We start from the raw sequence: 16,211 nt of genomic DNA on the forward strand, positions 1-16,211 counted from the left end.
AAAATAAATTTCATATAGAGGTGGAATTATATGCCTAAAATTGACAATATGTTAGCAATTCTATGGATGCTTCGTTCAGGTGAAAAAATTACTGCAAAACAAATTTCAGAAAAGTTAGAGATGAATATAAGGACTGTGTATCGTTATATTGATACAATTTCAACAAGTGGCGTACCTATAATTTCAGAACCAGGACATAACGGTGGATACACTTTATTGAACAATTTTATTGAGGCTCCTCTTTTTTTTGATTTTGAGGAGCAAACTTCACTATTTCACGCTGCTGTTTTTGCAGAAGAAGCCGGATATTATGGAGGTGAAGCACTAAATAGGGCCATTTCAAAACTAAGTAAATACTCAAATCAAGAGCAGGAAACAAAGATAAACCAACATTTAACTAGTCTTGAAGTAATAAGTCGATTAAGTTCACTCTCTATAGAACCTTTTTTGAAGGAGTTGGAACAGGCCGTAGCTGACGGGTACTCAGTAAAAATTCTTTACCATAAAAGTGGCGAAAAGCAATTAAATTATAGATTGGTCGATCCGTACAGAATTATCTATTGGAATAATAAGTGGTATGTGATTGGATTTTGTCATCTTAGGAATGATATCCGTAGTTTTAGAGTAGATCGAATTGAAAGTCTAATGCTAACCGAAAATAAGTTTAACCGGCCAGAAAATTTTTCAGCACGTGACTTTTTTATAAAAAGTCTTCTTCCAACTATAGAAGATAAGGAAGGGATTATTTCTTTGGTTATTAATGGGGATAAAAGTGTATTGGCTGATATTTGCCAACATTGGTTTTTAGGACATTATTTACAAGAACGGACTTCAAATCAAGCAGTTTTTCTTCTTGAAAAAGATATGATACATACATATGTACCTTATTTACTTTTACCGTACAATAAATCTATTAAAGTTATTGAGCCAATAAGTCTTAAGAAAAGACTTATTGAAGTTCTGTCGGAATTAATAAAATTTCATCAAGTATGATAACTTCCCTGACGTTAACTGTCAGGGAAGTTATATTATAATAGCTATATCAATTGTGATTGGAGTGTTATTGGATGCAAACAAAAAAAGCTTTTCTATATGTATTTAATACAATGTCGGACTGGGAATATGGATATTTAATTGCTGAACTAAACTCAGGAAGATATTTCAAAAAAGATTTAGCACCTTTAAAAGTAATTACAGTAGGAGCTAATAAAGAAATGATTACTACTATGGGAGGACTGAGCATAAAACCAGATATTTCCCTTGATGAATGTACTCTTGAGAGTAAAGATCTTTTAATTTTACCAGGAGGGACTACTTGGAGTGAAGAAATTCATCAACCTATCTTGGAAAGAATTGGCCAAGCTTTAAAGCTTGGCACTATTGTTGCTGCAATTTGTGGTGCAACTGAGGGCCTCGCGAATATGGGATACTTAGATACTAGAACGCATACAAGTAATAACTTAGAATATACTAAAATGGTATGTCCTAACTATAAAGGAGAAAAGTTCTATGAGTTGGGATCTGCGGTATCTGATGCGAATTTAGTTACTGCATCAGGAATAGCTCCTCTGGAATTTGCAATGGAGGTACTGAAAAAAATAGATGTATTTACACCAGATGCATTACATTCATGGTATAACCTAAATAAGACTCATAAACCTGAATACTTCTTCCAGTTAATGAATTCAATAAATAAATGAAGTAACTGAAAAGCTCAATTTCTCTATTTTGATTTGTGGAGAAGTTGGGCTTTTTAATTTGGAATTTCCTTATCGTTGTAAATCCGCATTTTCCTAACGCTACCCCTATTACAAATAAACAATATGCTACTTGCTTATGAACGTTTTGAGCTTATCGATGTAAGAAACAAAGTAAAGCCTATAATGAATAACAATTTTATATAAATACACTTACCTTTAAACAAATAAGCTTGTTATCAATAGGTTTCTTGAACCATAGATAACAAGCTTATTTCATTAAACACAAAAAAGACGAGTCATTCTGACTCATCTTAAAGTTGCTTGGCGACGTCCTACTCTCACAGGGACAAGGTCCCAACTACCATCGGCGCTAGAGAGCTTAACTTCCGTGTTCGGTATGGGAACGGGTGTGACCTCTCTGCCATCATCACCAAACTATTGAAGGTATATTCCTTCAAAACTAGATAACATTTGCTTCATATTATATGGTTAAGTCCTCGATCTATTAGTATTCGTCAGCTCCACATGTCACCATGCTTCCACCTCGAACCTATCAACCTGATCATCTTTCAGGGATCTTACTAGCTTACGCTATGGGAAATCTCATCTTGAGGGGGGCTTCATGCTTAGATGCTTTCAGCACTTATCCCTTCCGCACATAGCTACCCAGCTATGCCCTTGGCAGAACAACTGGTACACCAGCGGTGCGTCCATCCCGGTCCTCTCGTACTAAGGACAGCTCCTCTCAAATTTCCTGCGCCCACGACGGATAGGGACCGAACTGTCTCACGACGTTCTGAACCCAGCTCGCGTACCGCTTTAATGGGCGAACAGCCCAACCCTTGGGACCGACTACAGCCCCAGGATGCGATGAGCCGACATCGAGGTGCCAAACCTCCCCGTCGATGTGGACTCTTGGGGGAGATAAGCCTGTTATCCCCGGGGTAGCTTTTATCCGTTGAGCGATGGCCCTTCCATGCGGAACCACCGGATCACTAAGCCCGACTTTCGTCCCTGCTCGACTTGTAGGTCTCGCAGTCAAGCTCCCTTATGCCTTTGCACTCTACGAATGATTTCCAACCATTCTGAGGGAACCTTTGGGCGCCTCCGTTACACTTTAGGAGGCGACCGCCCCAGTCAAACTGCCCACCTGACACTGTCTCCCGGGTCGATAAGACCCGTAGGTTAGAATTTCAATACAGTCAGGGCGGTATCCCACCAGCGCCTCCACCGAAGCTAGCGCTCCGGTTTCAATGGCTCCCGCCTATCCTGTACAAACTGTACCAAAATTCAATATCAGGCTACAGTAAAGCTCCACGGGGTCTTTCCGTCCTGTCGCGGGTAACCTGCATCTTCACAGGTACTATAATTTCACCGAGTCTCTGGTTGAGACAGTGCCCAAATCGTTACACCTTTCGTGCGGGTCGGAACTTACCCGACAAGGAATTTCGCTACCTTAGGACCGTTATAGTTACGGCCGCCGTTTACTGGGGCTTCAGTTCAGAGCTTCGCTTACGCTAACCCCTCTCCTTAACCTTCCAGCACCGGGCAGGTGTCAGCCCCTATACTTCGCCTTACGGCTTCGCAGAGACCTGTGTTTTTGCTAAACAGTCGCTTGGGCCTATTCACTGCGGCTTTCCGTTAAGAAAGCACCCCTTCTCCCGAAGTTACGGGGTCATTTTGCCGAGTTCCTTAACCAGAGTTCTCTCGCACACCTTAGGATTCTCTCCTCGCCTACCTGTGTCGGTTTGCGGTACAGGCACCTTTTATCTCGCTAGAAGCTTTTCTTGGCAGCGGGGAATCAAAGACTTCGCTCCATAAGGAGCTTCCCCATCACAGCTCAGCCTTCACGATAAGCGGATTTGCCTACTTATCAGCCTAACTGCTTGGACGTGCACAACCAATCGCACGCTTCTTCTATCCTTCTGCGTCCCTCCATTGCTCAAACGATAAAGAGGTGGTACAGGAATATCAACCTGTTGTCCATCGCCTACGCCTGTCGGCCTCGGCTTAGGTCCTGACTAACCCTGAGCGGACGAGCCTTCCTCAGGAAACCTTAGGCATTCGGTGGACGGGATTCTCACCCGTCTTTCGCTACTCATACCGGCATTCTCACTTCTAAGCGCTCCACCAGTCCTTCCGGTCTGACTTCACTGCACTTAGAACGCTCCCCTACCACTGATACCATTGGTATCAATTCGCAGCTTCGGTGGTGTATTTAGCCCCGGTACATTTTCGGCGCAGAGTCACTCGACTAGTGAGCTATTACGCACTCTTTAAATGGTGGCTGCTTCTGAGCCAACATCCTAGTTGTCTAAGCAACTCCACATCCTTTTCCACTTAATACACACTTTGGGACCTTAGCTGGCGATCTGGGCTGTTTCCCTCTTGACTACGGATCTTATCACTCGCAGTCTGACTCCTAAGGATAAGTCATTGGCATTCGGAGTTTGACTGAATTCGGTAATCCGATGAGGACCCCTAGTTCAATCAGTGCTCTACCTCCAAGACTCTTACACTTAAGGCTAGCCCTAAAGCTATTTCGGGGAGAACCAGCTATCTCCAGGTTCGATTGGAATTTCTCCGCTACCCACACCTCATCCCCGCACTTTTCAACGTGCGTGGGTTCGGGCCTCCATTCAGTGTTACCTGAACTTCACCCTGGACATGGGTAGATCACCTGGTTTCGGGTCTACGACCACGTACTAAACGCCCTATTCAGACTCGCTTTCGCTGCGGCTCCGCCTCTTCAGCTTAACCTTGCACGGGATCGTAACTCGCCGGTTCATTCTACAAAAGGCACGCCATCACCCATTAACGGGCTCTGACTATTTGTAGGCACACGGTTTCAGGATCTCTTTCACTCCCCTTCCGGGGTGCTTTTCACCTTTCCCTCACGGTACTGGTTCACTATCGATCACTAGGGAGTATTTAGCCTTGGGAGATGGTCCTCCCAGATTCCGACGGAATTTCACGTGTTCCGCCGTACTCAGGATACATTCAAGAGAGAACGAAGTTTCGACTACGGGGTTGTTACCCTCTGTGACGGACCTTTCCAGGTCGCTTCGTCTACCTCGTTCCTTTGTAACTCCGTATAGAATGTCCTACAACCCCAAGAGGCAAGCCTCTTGGTTTGGGCTAGATTCCGTTTCGCTCGCCGCTACTCAGGAAATCGCATTTGCTTTCTCTTCCTCCAGGTACTTAGATGTTTCAGTTCCCTGGGTCTGTCTTCCATACCCTATGTATTCAGGTAAGGATACCATACCATTACGTATAGTGGGTTTCCCCATTCGGAAATCTTCGGATCAAAGCTTACTTACAGCTCCCCGAAGCATATCGGCGTTAGTCCCGTCCTTCATCGACTCCTAGTGTCAAGGCATCCACCGTGCGCCCTTTCTAACTTAACCAAACTAAAATTAAAAAAATATGAGCTACACTGTTATCTAGTTTTCAAAGAACATACATTTAAACTTGAGAGATAGTTCTCTCAAAACTGAACGAAACAAAACAAGTCAACGTTTATTGATGAACTGCGTTCATCAATTCTCCATAGAAAGGAGGTGATCCAGCCGCACCTTCCGATACGGCTACCTTGTTACGACTTCACCCCAATCATCTGTCCCACCTTAGGCGGCTGGCTCCATAAAGGTTACCCCACCGACTTCGGGTGTTACAAACTCTCGTGGTGTGACGGGCGGTGTGTACAAGGCCCGGGAACGTATTCACCGCGGCATGCTGATCCGCGATTACTAGCGATTCCAGCTTCATGTAGGCGAGTTGCAGCCTACAATCCGAACTGAGAACGGTTTTATGAGATTAGCTCCACCTCGCGGTCTTGCAGCTCTTTGTACCGTCCATTGTAGCACGTGTGTAGCCCAGGTCATAAGGGGCATGATGATTTGACGTCATCCCCACCTTCCTCCGGTTTGTCACCGGCAGTCACCTTAGAGTGCCCAACTTAATGATGGCAACTAAGATCAAGGGTTGCGCTCGTTGCGGGACTTAACCCAACATCTCACGACACGAGCTGACGACAACCATGCACCACCTGTCACTCTGCTCCCGAAGGAGAAGCTCTATCTCTAGAGTTTTCAGAGGATGTCAAGACCTGGTAAGGTTCTTCGCGTTGCTTCGAATTAAACCACATGCTCCACCGCTTGTGCGGGCCCCCGTCAATTCCTTTGAGTTTCAGCCTTGCGGCCGTACTCCCCAGGCGGAGTGCTTAATGCGTTAACTTCAGCACTAAAGGGCGGAAACCCTCTAACACTTAGCACTCATCGTTTACGGCGTGGACTACCAGGGTATCTAATCCTGTTTGCTCCCCACGCTTTCGCGCCTCAGTGTCAGTTACAGACCAGAAAGTCGCCTTCGCCACTGGTGTTCCTCCATATCTCTACGCATTTCACCGCTACACATGGAATTCCACTTTCCTCTTCTGCACTCAAGTCTCCCAGTTTCCAATGACCCTCCACGGTTGAGCCGTGGGCTTTCACATCAGACTTAAGAAACCACCTGCGCGCGCTTTACGCCCAATAATTCCGGATAACGCTTGCCACCTACGTATTACCGCGGCTGCTGGCACGTAGTTAGCCGTGGCTTTCTGGTTAGGTACCGTCAAGGTGCCAGCTTATTCAACTAGCACTTGTTCTTCCCTAACAACAGAGTTTTACGACCCGAAAGCCTTCATCACTCACGCGGCGTTGCTCCGTCAGACTTTCGTCCATTGCGGAAGATTCCCTACTGCTGCCTCCCGTAGGAGTCTGGGCCGTGTCTCAGTCCCAGTGTGGCCGATCACCCTCTCAGGTCGGCTACGCATCGTTGCCTTGGTGAGCCGTTACCTCACCAACTAGCTAATGCGACGCGGGTCCATCCATAAGTGACAGCCGAAGCCGCCTTTCAATTTCGAACTATGCAGTTCAAAATATTATCCGGTATTAGCCCCGGTTTCCCGGAGTTATCCCAGTCTTATGGGTAGGTTACCCACGTGTTACTCACCCGTCCGCCGCTAACTTCATAAGAGCAAGCTCTTAATCCATTCGCTCGACTTGCATGTATTAGGCACGCCGCCAGCGTTCATCCTGAGCCAGGATCAAACTCTCCAATAAAGTTAGTTTGTCTAGCATCTAAAAATAAAAATTGACGTTTACGTTGTTTGTTTCGTTCAGTTTTCAAAGAACTTGTCTGCCGCTCATTTGCGACTCCCTTATGTTAACATTTTCATATTTCAATGTCAACTAAGTTTTTTTATTTCTTTTGTCGCTTTCTGCGTTGTTACTATCAGCGACTTGTTCTATATTACACCTATGTATGTTAATCGTCAATAGTTTTAAATAAGTTTTTTATAAAAATATGAATTACCTATACCAACAAGCCGTTAGCACAATAATAATACACTTGAATGTAACTCCCCAAAAATAAACTAACTACGAATAACCTATAAAAGTCACTGTAGGTTATCCGTAGTTAGAGGTCATTAATAATTTATTCCCTCATTACATTATGTACACCATAATAGAAAGAAAGAAAGAATTAAATATTATTCCTTTGAAGGTATCGAGCAGCTACCATCTGCACAATAATCATCTGTTGTACTATTTATTGAAAGATCTTGAAGTTCAGACTTAGGATTCTCTTCTTCCCACACCTGCTGAAGTGCACCAACAAAGGTTTCAAGTGGTTGTGCACCTGAAATAGCATACTTTTGATTGACAATAAAATAAGGTACCCCTGTAATTTTATATTGTTGGGCAATTGATTCATCAATCCTAACCTCATTGGCATAAGCATTTTTATTATGAATAATATTTAAAGCCTCTTCCCTATCTAGACCGGAAGCTTCAGCAATATTAGCTAGTGTTTCCACATCACTTAAGTTTTTCGATTCAGTGAAATATGCAAAAAGTAGATTTTCTGTAATCTCCTTTTCCTTCCCCTGATCCTTTGCGAATTTCGCCAAACGATGTGCATCAAAAGTATTTGTTGGCTTCATCTCTTCAAAATTGAAACTTAAACCCATACTAGCTGCATGATTGCCTAGTTGTATATTATTACGATCAGCTTCTTCAACACTAATTCCATACTTCGATGCAAGTACTTCATTAATACTCGTTCCAGAGTAGATCGGAGCATTTTGATCTAATTCAAAACTTTTAAACTCAACTTCAACATCTTTCTTATGTGGAAATTGCTCTAAGGCCATTTCTAATCTACGCTTCCCAATATAGCAAAACGGGCATACAAAATCAGACCAAACTTCAATTTTCATATGAACACCTCATTAACATTTATTTTTCAATCATTGTAGCACTGACGTTACGGAATTCAAAAATTTATGCCTCAAGAAGTTACGACTACTAATCAAAGAAGATTTCATACCCATATATACACTTCAATTGTAAATGAGCCCCTTGTTCAACATTCCTATATCTCACTACATATTTAGCCATAATATAGCTGTTCTCATAATAATTGAAAAGCACCTGTATCATTTCCATAGATTATGTACTACTTCCCTATACTTAATAACAAAAAACATTCCTCAAAACGCTACTATTATAAGAATAAAAAATTAAACAAGCCCGTCTATATAAAATACAATTATATAGACGGGCTTGTTTAATAGATTTAGCAAACTGCAAACTCAAAGGAAGCAATTATACAAATCTATATTATTGAAATTATGAACGGAGTTATTTTCAAAAGTATATTAGTGAAGAAGAAGTATTTACCGGCAAAAATACCTCTAATATTTATTAGTTAAGGGCTACTGTATACAGGATTTTAAGGAAAAATAGCTATACAATTCATAAACCATTAAATCATTTAGAGTATAGAAGCTTCAATTATGCGCCAAGTTTTTTAGAAATTAATTATAAAAGAAGAGAGATTTCCTCTTATATTGAAGATATGACCAACAATGGTCCTATGACGAAATACATATAGTTTAATGAATGCTTAATAAAAATAGCGAAAATACTTCGCCTTTATCATGATTCTGCAAATGATTTTCCGTTTGGTATGATTGAGTAACTAATATTTCCGCTCTTGTTTCTAACGAAACAAATATACAAAAAAAACACAAGTCAAAAGACTTGTGTTTTATCTTGCTTGGCGACGTCCTACTCTCACAGGGACAAGGTCCCAACTACCATCGGCGCTAGAGAGCTTAACTTCCGTGTTCGGTATGGGAACGGGTGTGACCTCTCTGCCATCATCACCAAACTATTGAAGGTATATTCCTTCAAAACTAGATAACATTTGCTTCATATTATATGGTTAAGTCCTCGATCTATTAGTATTCGTCAGCTCCACATGTCACCATGCTTCCACCTCGAACCTATCAACCTGATCATCTTTCAGGGATCTTACTAGCTTACGCTATGGGAAATCTCATCTTGAGGGGGGCTTCATGCTTAGATGCTTTCAGCACTTATCCCTTCCGCACATAGCTACCCAGCTATGCCCTTGGCAGAACAACTGGTACACCAGCGGTGCGTCCATCCCGGTCCTCTCGTACTAAGGACAGCTCCTCTCAAATTTCCTGCGCCCACGACGGATAGGGACCGAACTGTCTCACGACGTTCTGAACCCAGCTCGCGTACCGCTTTAATGGGCGAACAGCCCAACCCTTGGGACCGACTACAGCCCCAGGATGCGATGAGCCGACATCGAGGTGCCAAACCTCCCCGTCGATGTGGACTCTTGGGGGAGATAAGCCTGTTATCCCCGGGGTAGCTTTTATCCGTTGAGCGATGGCCCTTCCATGCGGAACCACCGGATCACTAAGCCCGACTTTCGTCCCTGCTCGACTTGTAGGTCTCGCAGTCAAGCTCCCTTATGCCTTTGCACTCTACGAATGATTTCCAACCATTCTGAGGGAACCTTTGGGCGCCTCCGTTACACTTTAGGAGGCGACCGCCCCAGTCAAACTGCCCACCTGACACTGTCTCCCGGGTCGATAAGACCCGTAGGTTAGAATTTCAATACAGTCAGGGCGGTATCCCACCAGCGCCTCCACCGAAGCTAGCGCTCCGGTTTCAATGGCTCCCGCCTATCCTGTACAAACTGTACCAAAATTCAATATCAGGCTACAGTAAAGCTCCACGGGGTCTTTCCGTCCTGTCGCGGGTAACCTGCATCTTCACAGGTACTATAATTTCACCGAGTCTCTGGTTGAGACAGTGCCCAAATCGTTACACCTTTCGTGCGGGTCGGAACTTACCCGACAAGGAATTTCGCTACCTTAGGACCGTTATAGTTACGGCCGCCGTTTACTGGGGCTTCAGTTCAGAGCTTCGCTTACGCTAACCCCTCTCCTTAACCTTCCAGCACCGGGCAGGTGTCAGCCCCTATACTTCGCCTTACGGCTTCGCAGAGACCTGTGTTTTTGCTAAACAGTCGCTTGGGCCTATTCACTGCGGCTTTCCGTTAAGAAAGCACCCCTTCTCCCGAAGTTACGGGGTCATTTTGCCGAGTTCCTTAACCAGAGTTCTCTCGCACACCTTAGGATTCTCTCCTCGCCTACCTGTGTCGGTTTGCGGTACAGGCACCTTTTATCTCGCTAGAAGCTTTTCTTGGCAGCGGGGAATCAAAGACTTCGCTCCATAAGGAGCTTCCCCATCACAGCTCAGCCTTCACGATAAGCGGATTTGCCTACTTATCAGCCTAACTGCTTGGACGTGCACAACCAATCGCACGCTTCTTCTATCCTTCTGCGTCCCTCCATTGCTCAAACGATAAAGAGGTGGTACAGGAATATCAACCTGTTGTCCATCGCCTACGCCTGTCGGCCTCGGCTTAGGTCCTGACTAACCCTGAGCGGACGAGCCTTCCTCAGGAAACCTTAGGCATTCGGTGGACGGGATTCTCACCCGTCTTTCGCTACTCATACCGGCATTCTCACTTCTAAGCGCTCCACCAGTCCTTCCGGTCTGACTTCACTGCACTTAGAACGCTCCCCTACCACTGATACCATTGGTATCAATTCGCAGCTTCGGTGGTGTATTTAGCCCCGGTACATTTTCGGCGCAGAGTCACTCGACTAGTGAGCTATTACGCACTCTTTAAATGGTGGCTGCTTCTGAGCCAACATCCTAGTTGTCTAAGCAACTCCACATCCTTTTCCACTTAATACACACTTTGGGACCTTAGCTGGCGATCTGGGCTGTTTCCCTCTTGACTACGGATCTTATCACTCGCAGTCTGACTCCTAAGGATAAGTCATTGGCATTCGGAGTTTGACTGAATTCGGTAATCCGATGAGGACCCCTAGTTCAATCAGTGCTCTACCTCCAAGACTCTTACACTTAAGGCTAGCCCTAAAGCTATTTCGGGGAGAACCAGCTATCTCCAGGTTCGATTGGAATTTCTCCGCTACCCACACCTCATCCCCGCACTTTTCAACGTGCGTGGGTTCGGGCCTCCATTCAGTGTTACCTGAACTTCACCCTGGACATGGGTAGATCACCTGGTTTCGGGTCTACGACCACGTACTAAACGCCCTATTCAGACTCGCTTTCGCTGCGGCTCCGCCTCTTCAGCTTAACCTTGCACGGGATCGTAACTCGCCGGTTCATTCTACAAAAGGCACGCCATCACCCATTAACGGGCTCTGACTATTTGTAGGCACACGGTTTCAGGATCTCTTTCACTCCCCTTCCGGGGTGCTTTTCACCTTTCCCTCACGGTACTGGTTCACTATCGATCACTAGGGAGTATTTAGCCTTGGGAGATGGTCCTCCCAGATTCCGACGGAATTTCACGTGTTCCGCCGTACTCAGGATACATTCAAGAGAGAACGAAGTTTCGACTACGGGGTTGTTACCCTCTGTGACGGACCTTTCCAGGTCGCTTCGTCTACCTCGTTCCTTTGTAACTCCGTATAGAATGTCCTACAACCCCAAGAGGCAAGCCTCTTGGTTTGGGCTAGATTCCGTTTCGCTCGCCGCTACTCAGGAAATCGCATTTGCTTTCTCTTCCTCCAGGTACTTAGATGTTTCAGTTCCCTGGGTCTGTCTTCCATACCCTATGTATTCAGGTAAGGATACCATACCATTACGTATAGTGGGTTTCCCCATTCGGAAATCTTCGGATCAAAGCTTACTTACAGCTCCCCGAAGCATATCGGCGTTAGTCCCGTCCTTCATCGACTCCTAGTGTCAAGGCATCCACCGTGCGCCCTTTCTAACTTAACCAAACTAAAATTAAAAAAATATGAGCTACACTGTTATCTAGTTTTCAAAGAACATACATTTAAACTTGAGAGATAGTTCTCTCAAAACTGAACGAAACAAAACAAGTCAACGTTTATTGATGAACTGCGTTCATCAATTCTCCATAGAAAGGAGGTGATCCAGCCGCACCTTCCGATACGGCTACCTTGTTACGACTTCACCCCAATCATCTGTCCCACCTTAGGCGGCTGGCTCCATAAAGGTTACCCCACCGACTTCGGGTGTTACAAACTCTCGTGGTGTGACGGGCGGTGTGTACAAGGCCCGGGAACGTATTCACCGCGGCATGCTGATCCGCGATTACTAGCGATTCCAGCTTCATGTAGGCGAGTTGCAGCCTACAATCCGAACTGAGAACGGTTTTATGAGATTAGCTCCACCTCGCGGTCTTGCAGCTCTTTGTACCGTCCATTGTAGCACGTGTGTAGCCCAGGTCATAAGGGGCATGATGATTTGACGTCATCCCCACCTTCCTCCGGTTTGTCACCGGCAGTCACCTTAGAGTGCCCAACTTAATGATGGCAACTAAGATCAAGGGTTGCGCTCGTTGCGGGACTTAACCCAACATCTCACGACACGAGCTGACGACAACCATGCACCACCTGTCACTCTGCTCCCGAAGGAGAAGCTCTATCTCTAGAGTTTTCAGAGGATGTCAAGACCTGGTAAGGTTCTTCGCGTTGCTTCGAATTAAACCACATGCTCCACCGCTTGTGCGGGCCCCCGTCAATTCCTTTGAGTTTCAGCCTTGCGGCCGTACTCCCCAGGCGGAGTGCTTAATGCGTTAACTTCAGCACTAAAGGGCGGAAACCCTCTAACACTTAGCACTCATCGTTTACGGCGTGGACTACCAGGGTATCTAATCCTGTTTGCTCCCCACGCTTTCGCGCCTCAGTGTCAGTTACAGACCAGAAAGTCGCCTTCGCCACTGGTGTTCCTCCATATCTCTACGCATTTCACCGCTACACATGGAATTCCACTTTCCTCTTCTGCACTCAAGTCTCCCAGTTTCCAATGACCCTCCACGGTTGAGCCGTGGGCTTTCACATCAGACTTAAGAAACCACCTGCGCGCGCTTTACGCCCAATAATTCCGGATAACGCTTGCCACCTACGTATTACCGCGGCTGCTGGCACGTAGTTAGCCGTGGCTTTCTGGTTAGGTACCGTCAAGGTGCCAGCTTATTCAACTAGCACTTGTTCTTCCCTAACAACAGAGTTTTACGACCCGAAAGCCTTCATCACTCACGCGGCGTTGCTCCGTCAGACTTTCGTCCATTGCGGAAGATTCCCTACTGCTGCCTCCCGTAGGAGTCTGGGCCGTGTCTCAGTCCCAGTGTGGCCGATCACCCTCTCAGGTCGGCTACGCATCGTTGCCTTGGTGAGCCGTTACCTCACCAACTAGCTAATGCGACGCGGGTCCATCCATAAGTGACAGCCGAAGCCGCCTTTCAATTTCGAACTATGCAGTTCAAAATATTATCCGGTATTAGCCCCGGTTTCCCGGAGTTATCCCAGTCTTATGGGTAGGTTACCCACGTGTTACTCACCCGTCCGCCGCTAACTTCATAAGAGCAAGCTCTTAATCCATTCGCTCGACTTGCATGTATTAGGCACGCCGCCAGCGTTCATCCTGAGCCAGGATCAAACTCTCCAATAAAGTTAGTTTGTCTAGCATCTAAAAATAAAAATTGACGTTTACGTTGTTTGTTTCGTTCAGTTTTCAAAGAACTTGTTTGTCGCTCATTTGCGACTCCCTTATGTTAACATTTTCATATTTCAATGTCAACCAAGTTTTTTTATTTCTTTTGTCGCTTTCTGCGTTGTTGCTATCGGCGACTTGTTTTATATTACACCTCTAAACTCTAATCGTCAATATGTTTTTCTAAAAAAATATAAAAAGACTTATTCCTTTTAAAATAAGCCTTTTTATCCCATAAAATCCTATTCATTTATTATTTTTCTATAATTGGCAATGAAACGATGAACTGAACGATCCCGTCCTCATACTCAGCTCGAATACTACCACCTTGCAACTCAACAATACTTTTCGCAATAGCTAATCCGAGCCCCGAACCTTCTGTTACTCTACTTCTAGATTGATCTTTCTTATAAAACCGTTCAAACAAGTTCCCTAACTCTTCTCTCGTAAACTCTTCACTATGATTTGCAATAACAATTTGTATATCCCTGCGCTGTCTTTGCAGAGAAACTTTTATCTCTCCATCATCTTTACTATACTTAATCGCATTCATTAGCAAGTTGTCGAATACACGGACCATCTTTTCCGAGTCAATCATTGCATGCGCACGTTCTTCAGGAAATTTTTTAACAAATGAAAGCCCGTGCTCTTCTGCCTGCGGTACTAACTCTTCTATTAATTGATCAAGCAACTCATTTACACATACTTCTTGTTTTTCTAATACAACTTGTTCATTCGTTAACTTCGTATACTCAAATAAATCTTCTATTAAATTCCTTAACTGCTCCGATTTTGCAAAAGCAATTCTCGTATACTCATCATATTGTTCTTTGTTTTCATATTTAGAATCTCTAAGTAATCGTAAGTACCCCATAATAGAAGTAAGTGGTGTACGCAAATCATGAGATACATTTGTAATAAGTTCATTTTTTTGTTTCTCGAGTTTACGCTCCTTCTCAATGTTATACATGAGCTCTTCTGCCATATTGTTAATATTCTCAGTTAAAGCAGCGATCTCATCCTCACCTTTTTTCTCAATACGATAAGCTAAGTTTCCTTTTTCTATTTCTTTTACACCTTCTGCCATCGCCTCAATTTGTTTCATCTTTCTCTTTGTTATATAGAAGAAAGAGAAAATAAATACAAGGACACCTATTAAAAATGGAAACGGTCCTTCTTGCGTAGCATACATTACTTCACCTTCCGGAATCCCACTAACAAACATGTACAAATTCTTTCCTTCAATTGTAATAGGGGCAAAAGCTATAAATTCTTTTCTCGTACTTTCAAATTCATTTCTACCATTTACATAATTAATCGCAAAGGATGCTGCATTACGAATCGTATTGTGTAAATCTATTTGCTCCTCTTGTGCTTGCTTCGTTTTATATAAAACTTTACCACTTTCGTCAGTAACCAATATTTTTAAAGCTCTAGATCCTTGTTCTAAACTTTGGTTCTCCATTTCGATCATATTTGATATAACTTCTAATTTATTTTCATGAACCGAGCTATTCGCAGCACTTTGAGCTTGTTGATTAATTTGCTCCATACCTGCCCGATAATCGATAGTCGCTTCACGATTCGCATTCTCAAAAAATGGCGCTGCTACTTTCGATGATAAAACTCCTAATAACGCACAAGCTGCAAAAGTAGTAATCAGTTGAATTCTTATACTCCGCTTAACACTCTTCACTAGTTTCCCAACTAACCTTCTAGCTTCCCTAATATAAGTAAATGGATTAAATATCTTTTTCAATCTTATACCCCACTCCCCATACTGTTTTTATATATCTCGGCTTCCTTGGATTCTCCTCAATCTTTTCTCGTACTTTTCGAATATGTACCATTACAGTATTATCAGACTGGAAAGATCTTTCGTTCCAAACTTTTTCATAAATTTGCTCAGCGCTAAAGACCATACCTGGATTACGAGCTAGCAATTCTAAAATTGAAAATTCCCTTGGAGTTAACTTCACTTCTTCTCCCTCTACAATGACTTTATGAGTTGAAATGTTTATTGCCATATCTCCTATTTCTAACTCGTCCTCATTTTGAATAGCGAAGCCATTCATTTTCATATAACGACGTAGCTGCGATTTAATTCTTGCGATTAACTCTAACGGATTAAACGGTTTCGTTACGTAATCATCTGCACCTGTTGTTAATCCTAAAATTTTATCCATATCTTGCGTTTTTGCCGATAGCATAATAATCGGCATTTCCTTCGCTTCCCTTACTTTCATACACATATGAATACCATCTACTTTCGGCATCATAATATCTAATACAACTAAGTGCACTTCATTTTCTTCTAATATACGTAACCCTTCTTCTCCGTCCCCTGCTTGCAGTACTTTATATCCTTCATTCTTTAAATAAATTGTAATAAGGTTCCTAATTTCTTTTTCATCATCTACGACAAGTATTGTTTCCCCGGCCATACTATCTCCCCCATCACTTTTTTAATCCCTAACTTCTATTATAAGAAAACTTCTGAAGAAAAACGCTCGGAAATCCTTAAGATTTTCTGAAGACGCAAAAAAGGTCTAGACTCCCCTTAAGTCTAGACCTTTCA

5 protein-coding genes and 6 rRNA genes are annotated in these 16,211 nt (G+C 43.8%); 2 read left to right on the forward strand and 9 right to left on the reverse strand.

Going from position 1 to position 16,211, the window contains the following annotated elements:
• Positions 1 to 30: 30 nt before the first annotated feature.
• Both MKX77_RS22545 and MKX77_RS22550 read left to right on the forward strand, forming a co-directional pair.
• The gene (locus MKX77_RS22545; protein WP_016094054.1) at positions 31 to 993 is read left to right on the forward strand and encodes a helix-turn-helix transcriptional regulator; all 963 of its coding nucleotides are present in this window, start codon (positions 31 to 33) and stop codon (positions 991 to 993) included.
• Positions 994 to 1,067: 74 nt separating this feature from the next.
• Complete coding sequence (locus MKX77_RS22550; protein WP_341307854.1) at positions 1,068 to 1,700, forward strand: type 1 glutamine amidotransferase family protein; 633 nt, start codon at positions 1,068 to 1,070, stop codon at positions 1,698 to 1,700.
• A gap of 319 nt (positions 1,701 to 2,019) precedes the next feature.
• Here the strand turns inward: MKX77_RS22550 and rrf (MKX77_RS22555) are convergent.
• From rrf (MKX77_RS22555) to MKX77_RS22595, 9 genes are all read right to left on the reverse strand, one after another.
• Positions 2,020 to 2,135, reverse strand: a 5S ribosomal RNA gene (gene rrf / locus MKX77_RS22555).
• A gap of 50 nt (positions 2,136 to 2,185) precedes the next feature.
• A 23S ribosomal RNA gene (locus tag MKX77_RS22560) occupies positions 2,186 to 5,107 on the reverse strand.
• A gap of 146 nt (positions 5,108 to 5,253) precedes the next feature.
• Positions 5,254 to 6,805 (reverse strand): 16S ribosomal RNA (locus MKX77_RS22565).
• 431 nt (positions 6,806 to 7,236) lie between these two features.
• Positions 7,237 to 7,965 (reverse strand): DsbA family oxidoreductase, encoded by a 729-nt coding sequence (locus MKX77_RS22570; RefSeq protein WP_341307855.1) that lies wholly within the window; start codon positions 7,963 to 7,965, stop codon positions 7,237 to 7,239.
• A gap of 840 nt (positions 7,966 to 8,805) precedes the next feature.
• Positions 8,806 to 8,921, reverse strand: a 5S ribosomal RNA gene (rrf, locus tag MKX77_RS22575).
• 50 nt (positions 8,922 to 8,971) lie between these two features.
• Positions 8,972 to 11,893: ribosomal RNA gene (locus MKX77_RS22580) — 23S ribosomal RNA — on the reverse strand.
• Positions 11,894 to 12,039: 146 nt separating this feature from the next.
• Positions 12,040 to 13,591, reverse strand: a 16S ribosomal RNA gene (locus MKX77_RS22585).
• The 16S, 23S and 5S rRNA genes sit together here, the layout of an rRNA operon.
• A 295-nt stretch (positions 13,592 to 13,886) precedes the next feature.
• Positions 13,887 to 15,392 (reverse strand): sensor histidine kinase, encoded by a 1,506-nt coding sequence (locus tag MKX77_RS22590; RefSeq protein WP_341307856.1) that lies wholly within the window; start codon positions 15,390 to 15,392, stop codon positions 13,887 to 13,889.
• Positions 15,376 to 16,077 carry a response regulator transcription factor gene (locus tag MKX77_RS22595; protein WP_215555033.1) on the reverse strand — a complete coding sequence of 234 codons (702 nt, stop codon included), beginning with the start codon at positions 16,075 to 16,077 and terminating at the stop codon, positions 15,376 to 15,378. The genes MKX77_RS22590 and MKX77_RS22595 overlap by 17 nt, the downstream gene beginning before the upstream one ends.
• Positions 16,078 to 16,211 lie beyond the last annotated feature (134 nt).

The sequence above is a fragment of the Bacillus sp. FSL R9-9410 genome (assembly GCF_038050385.1).
Taxonomy (GTDB): Bacteria; Bacillota; Bacilli; order Bacillales; family Bacillaceae_G; genus Bacillus_A; species Bacillus_A cereus_U.

Coding starts and splice junctions, on each gene's coding strand:
- MKX77_RS22545 (WP_016094054.1), top strand. CDS start 31: ATGCCTAAAATTGACAATATGTTAGCAATTCTATGGATGCTTCGTTCA.
- MKX77_RS22550 (WP_341307854.1), top strand. CDS start 1,068: ATGCAAACAAAAAAAGCTTTTCTATATGTATTTAATACAATGTCGGAC.
- MKX77_RS22570 (WP_341307855.1), bottom strand. CDS start 7,965: ATGAAAATTGAAGTTTGGTCTGATTTTGTATGCCCGTTTTGCTATATT.
- MKX77_RS22595 (WP_215555033.1), bottom strand. CDS start 16,077: ATGGCCGGGGAAACAATACTTGTCGTAGATGATGAAAAAGAAATTAGG.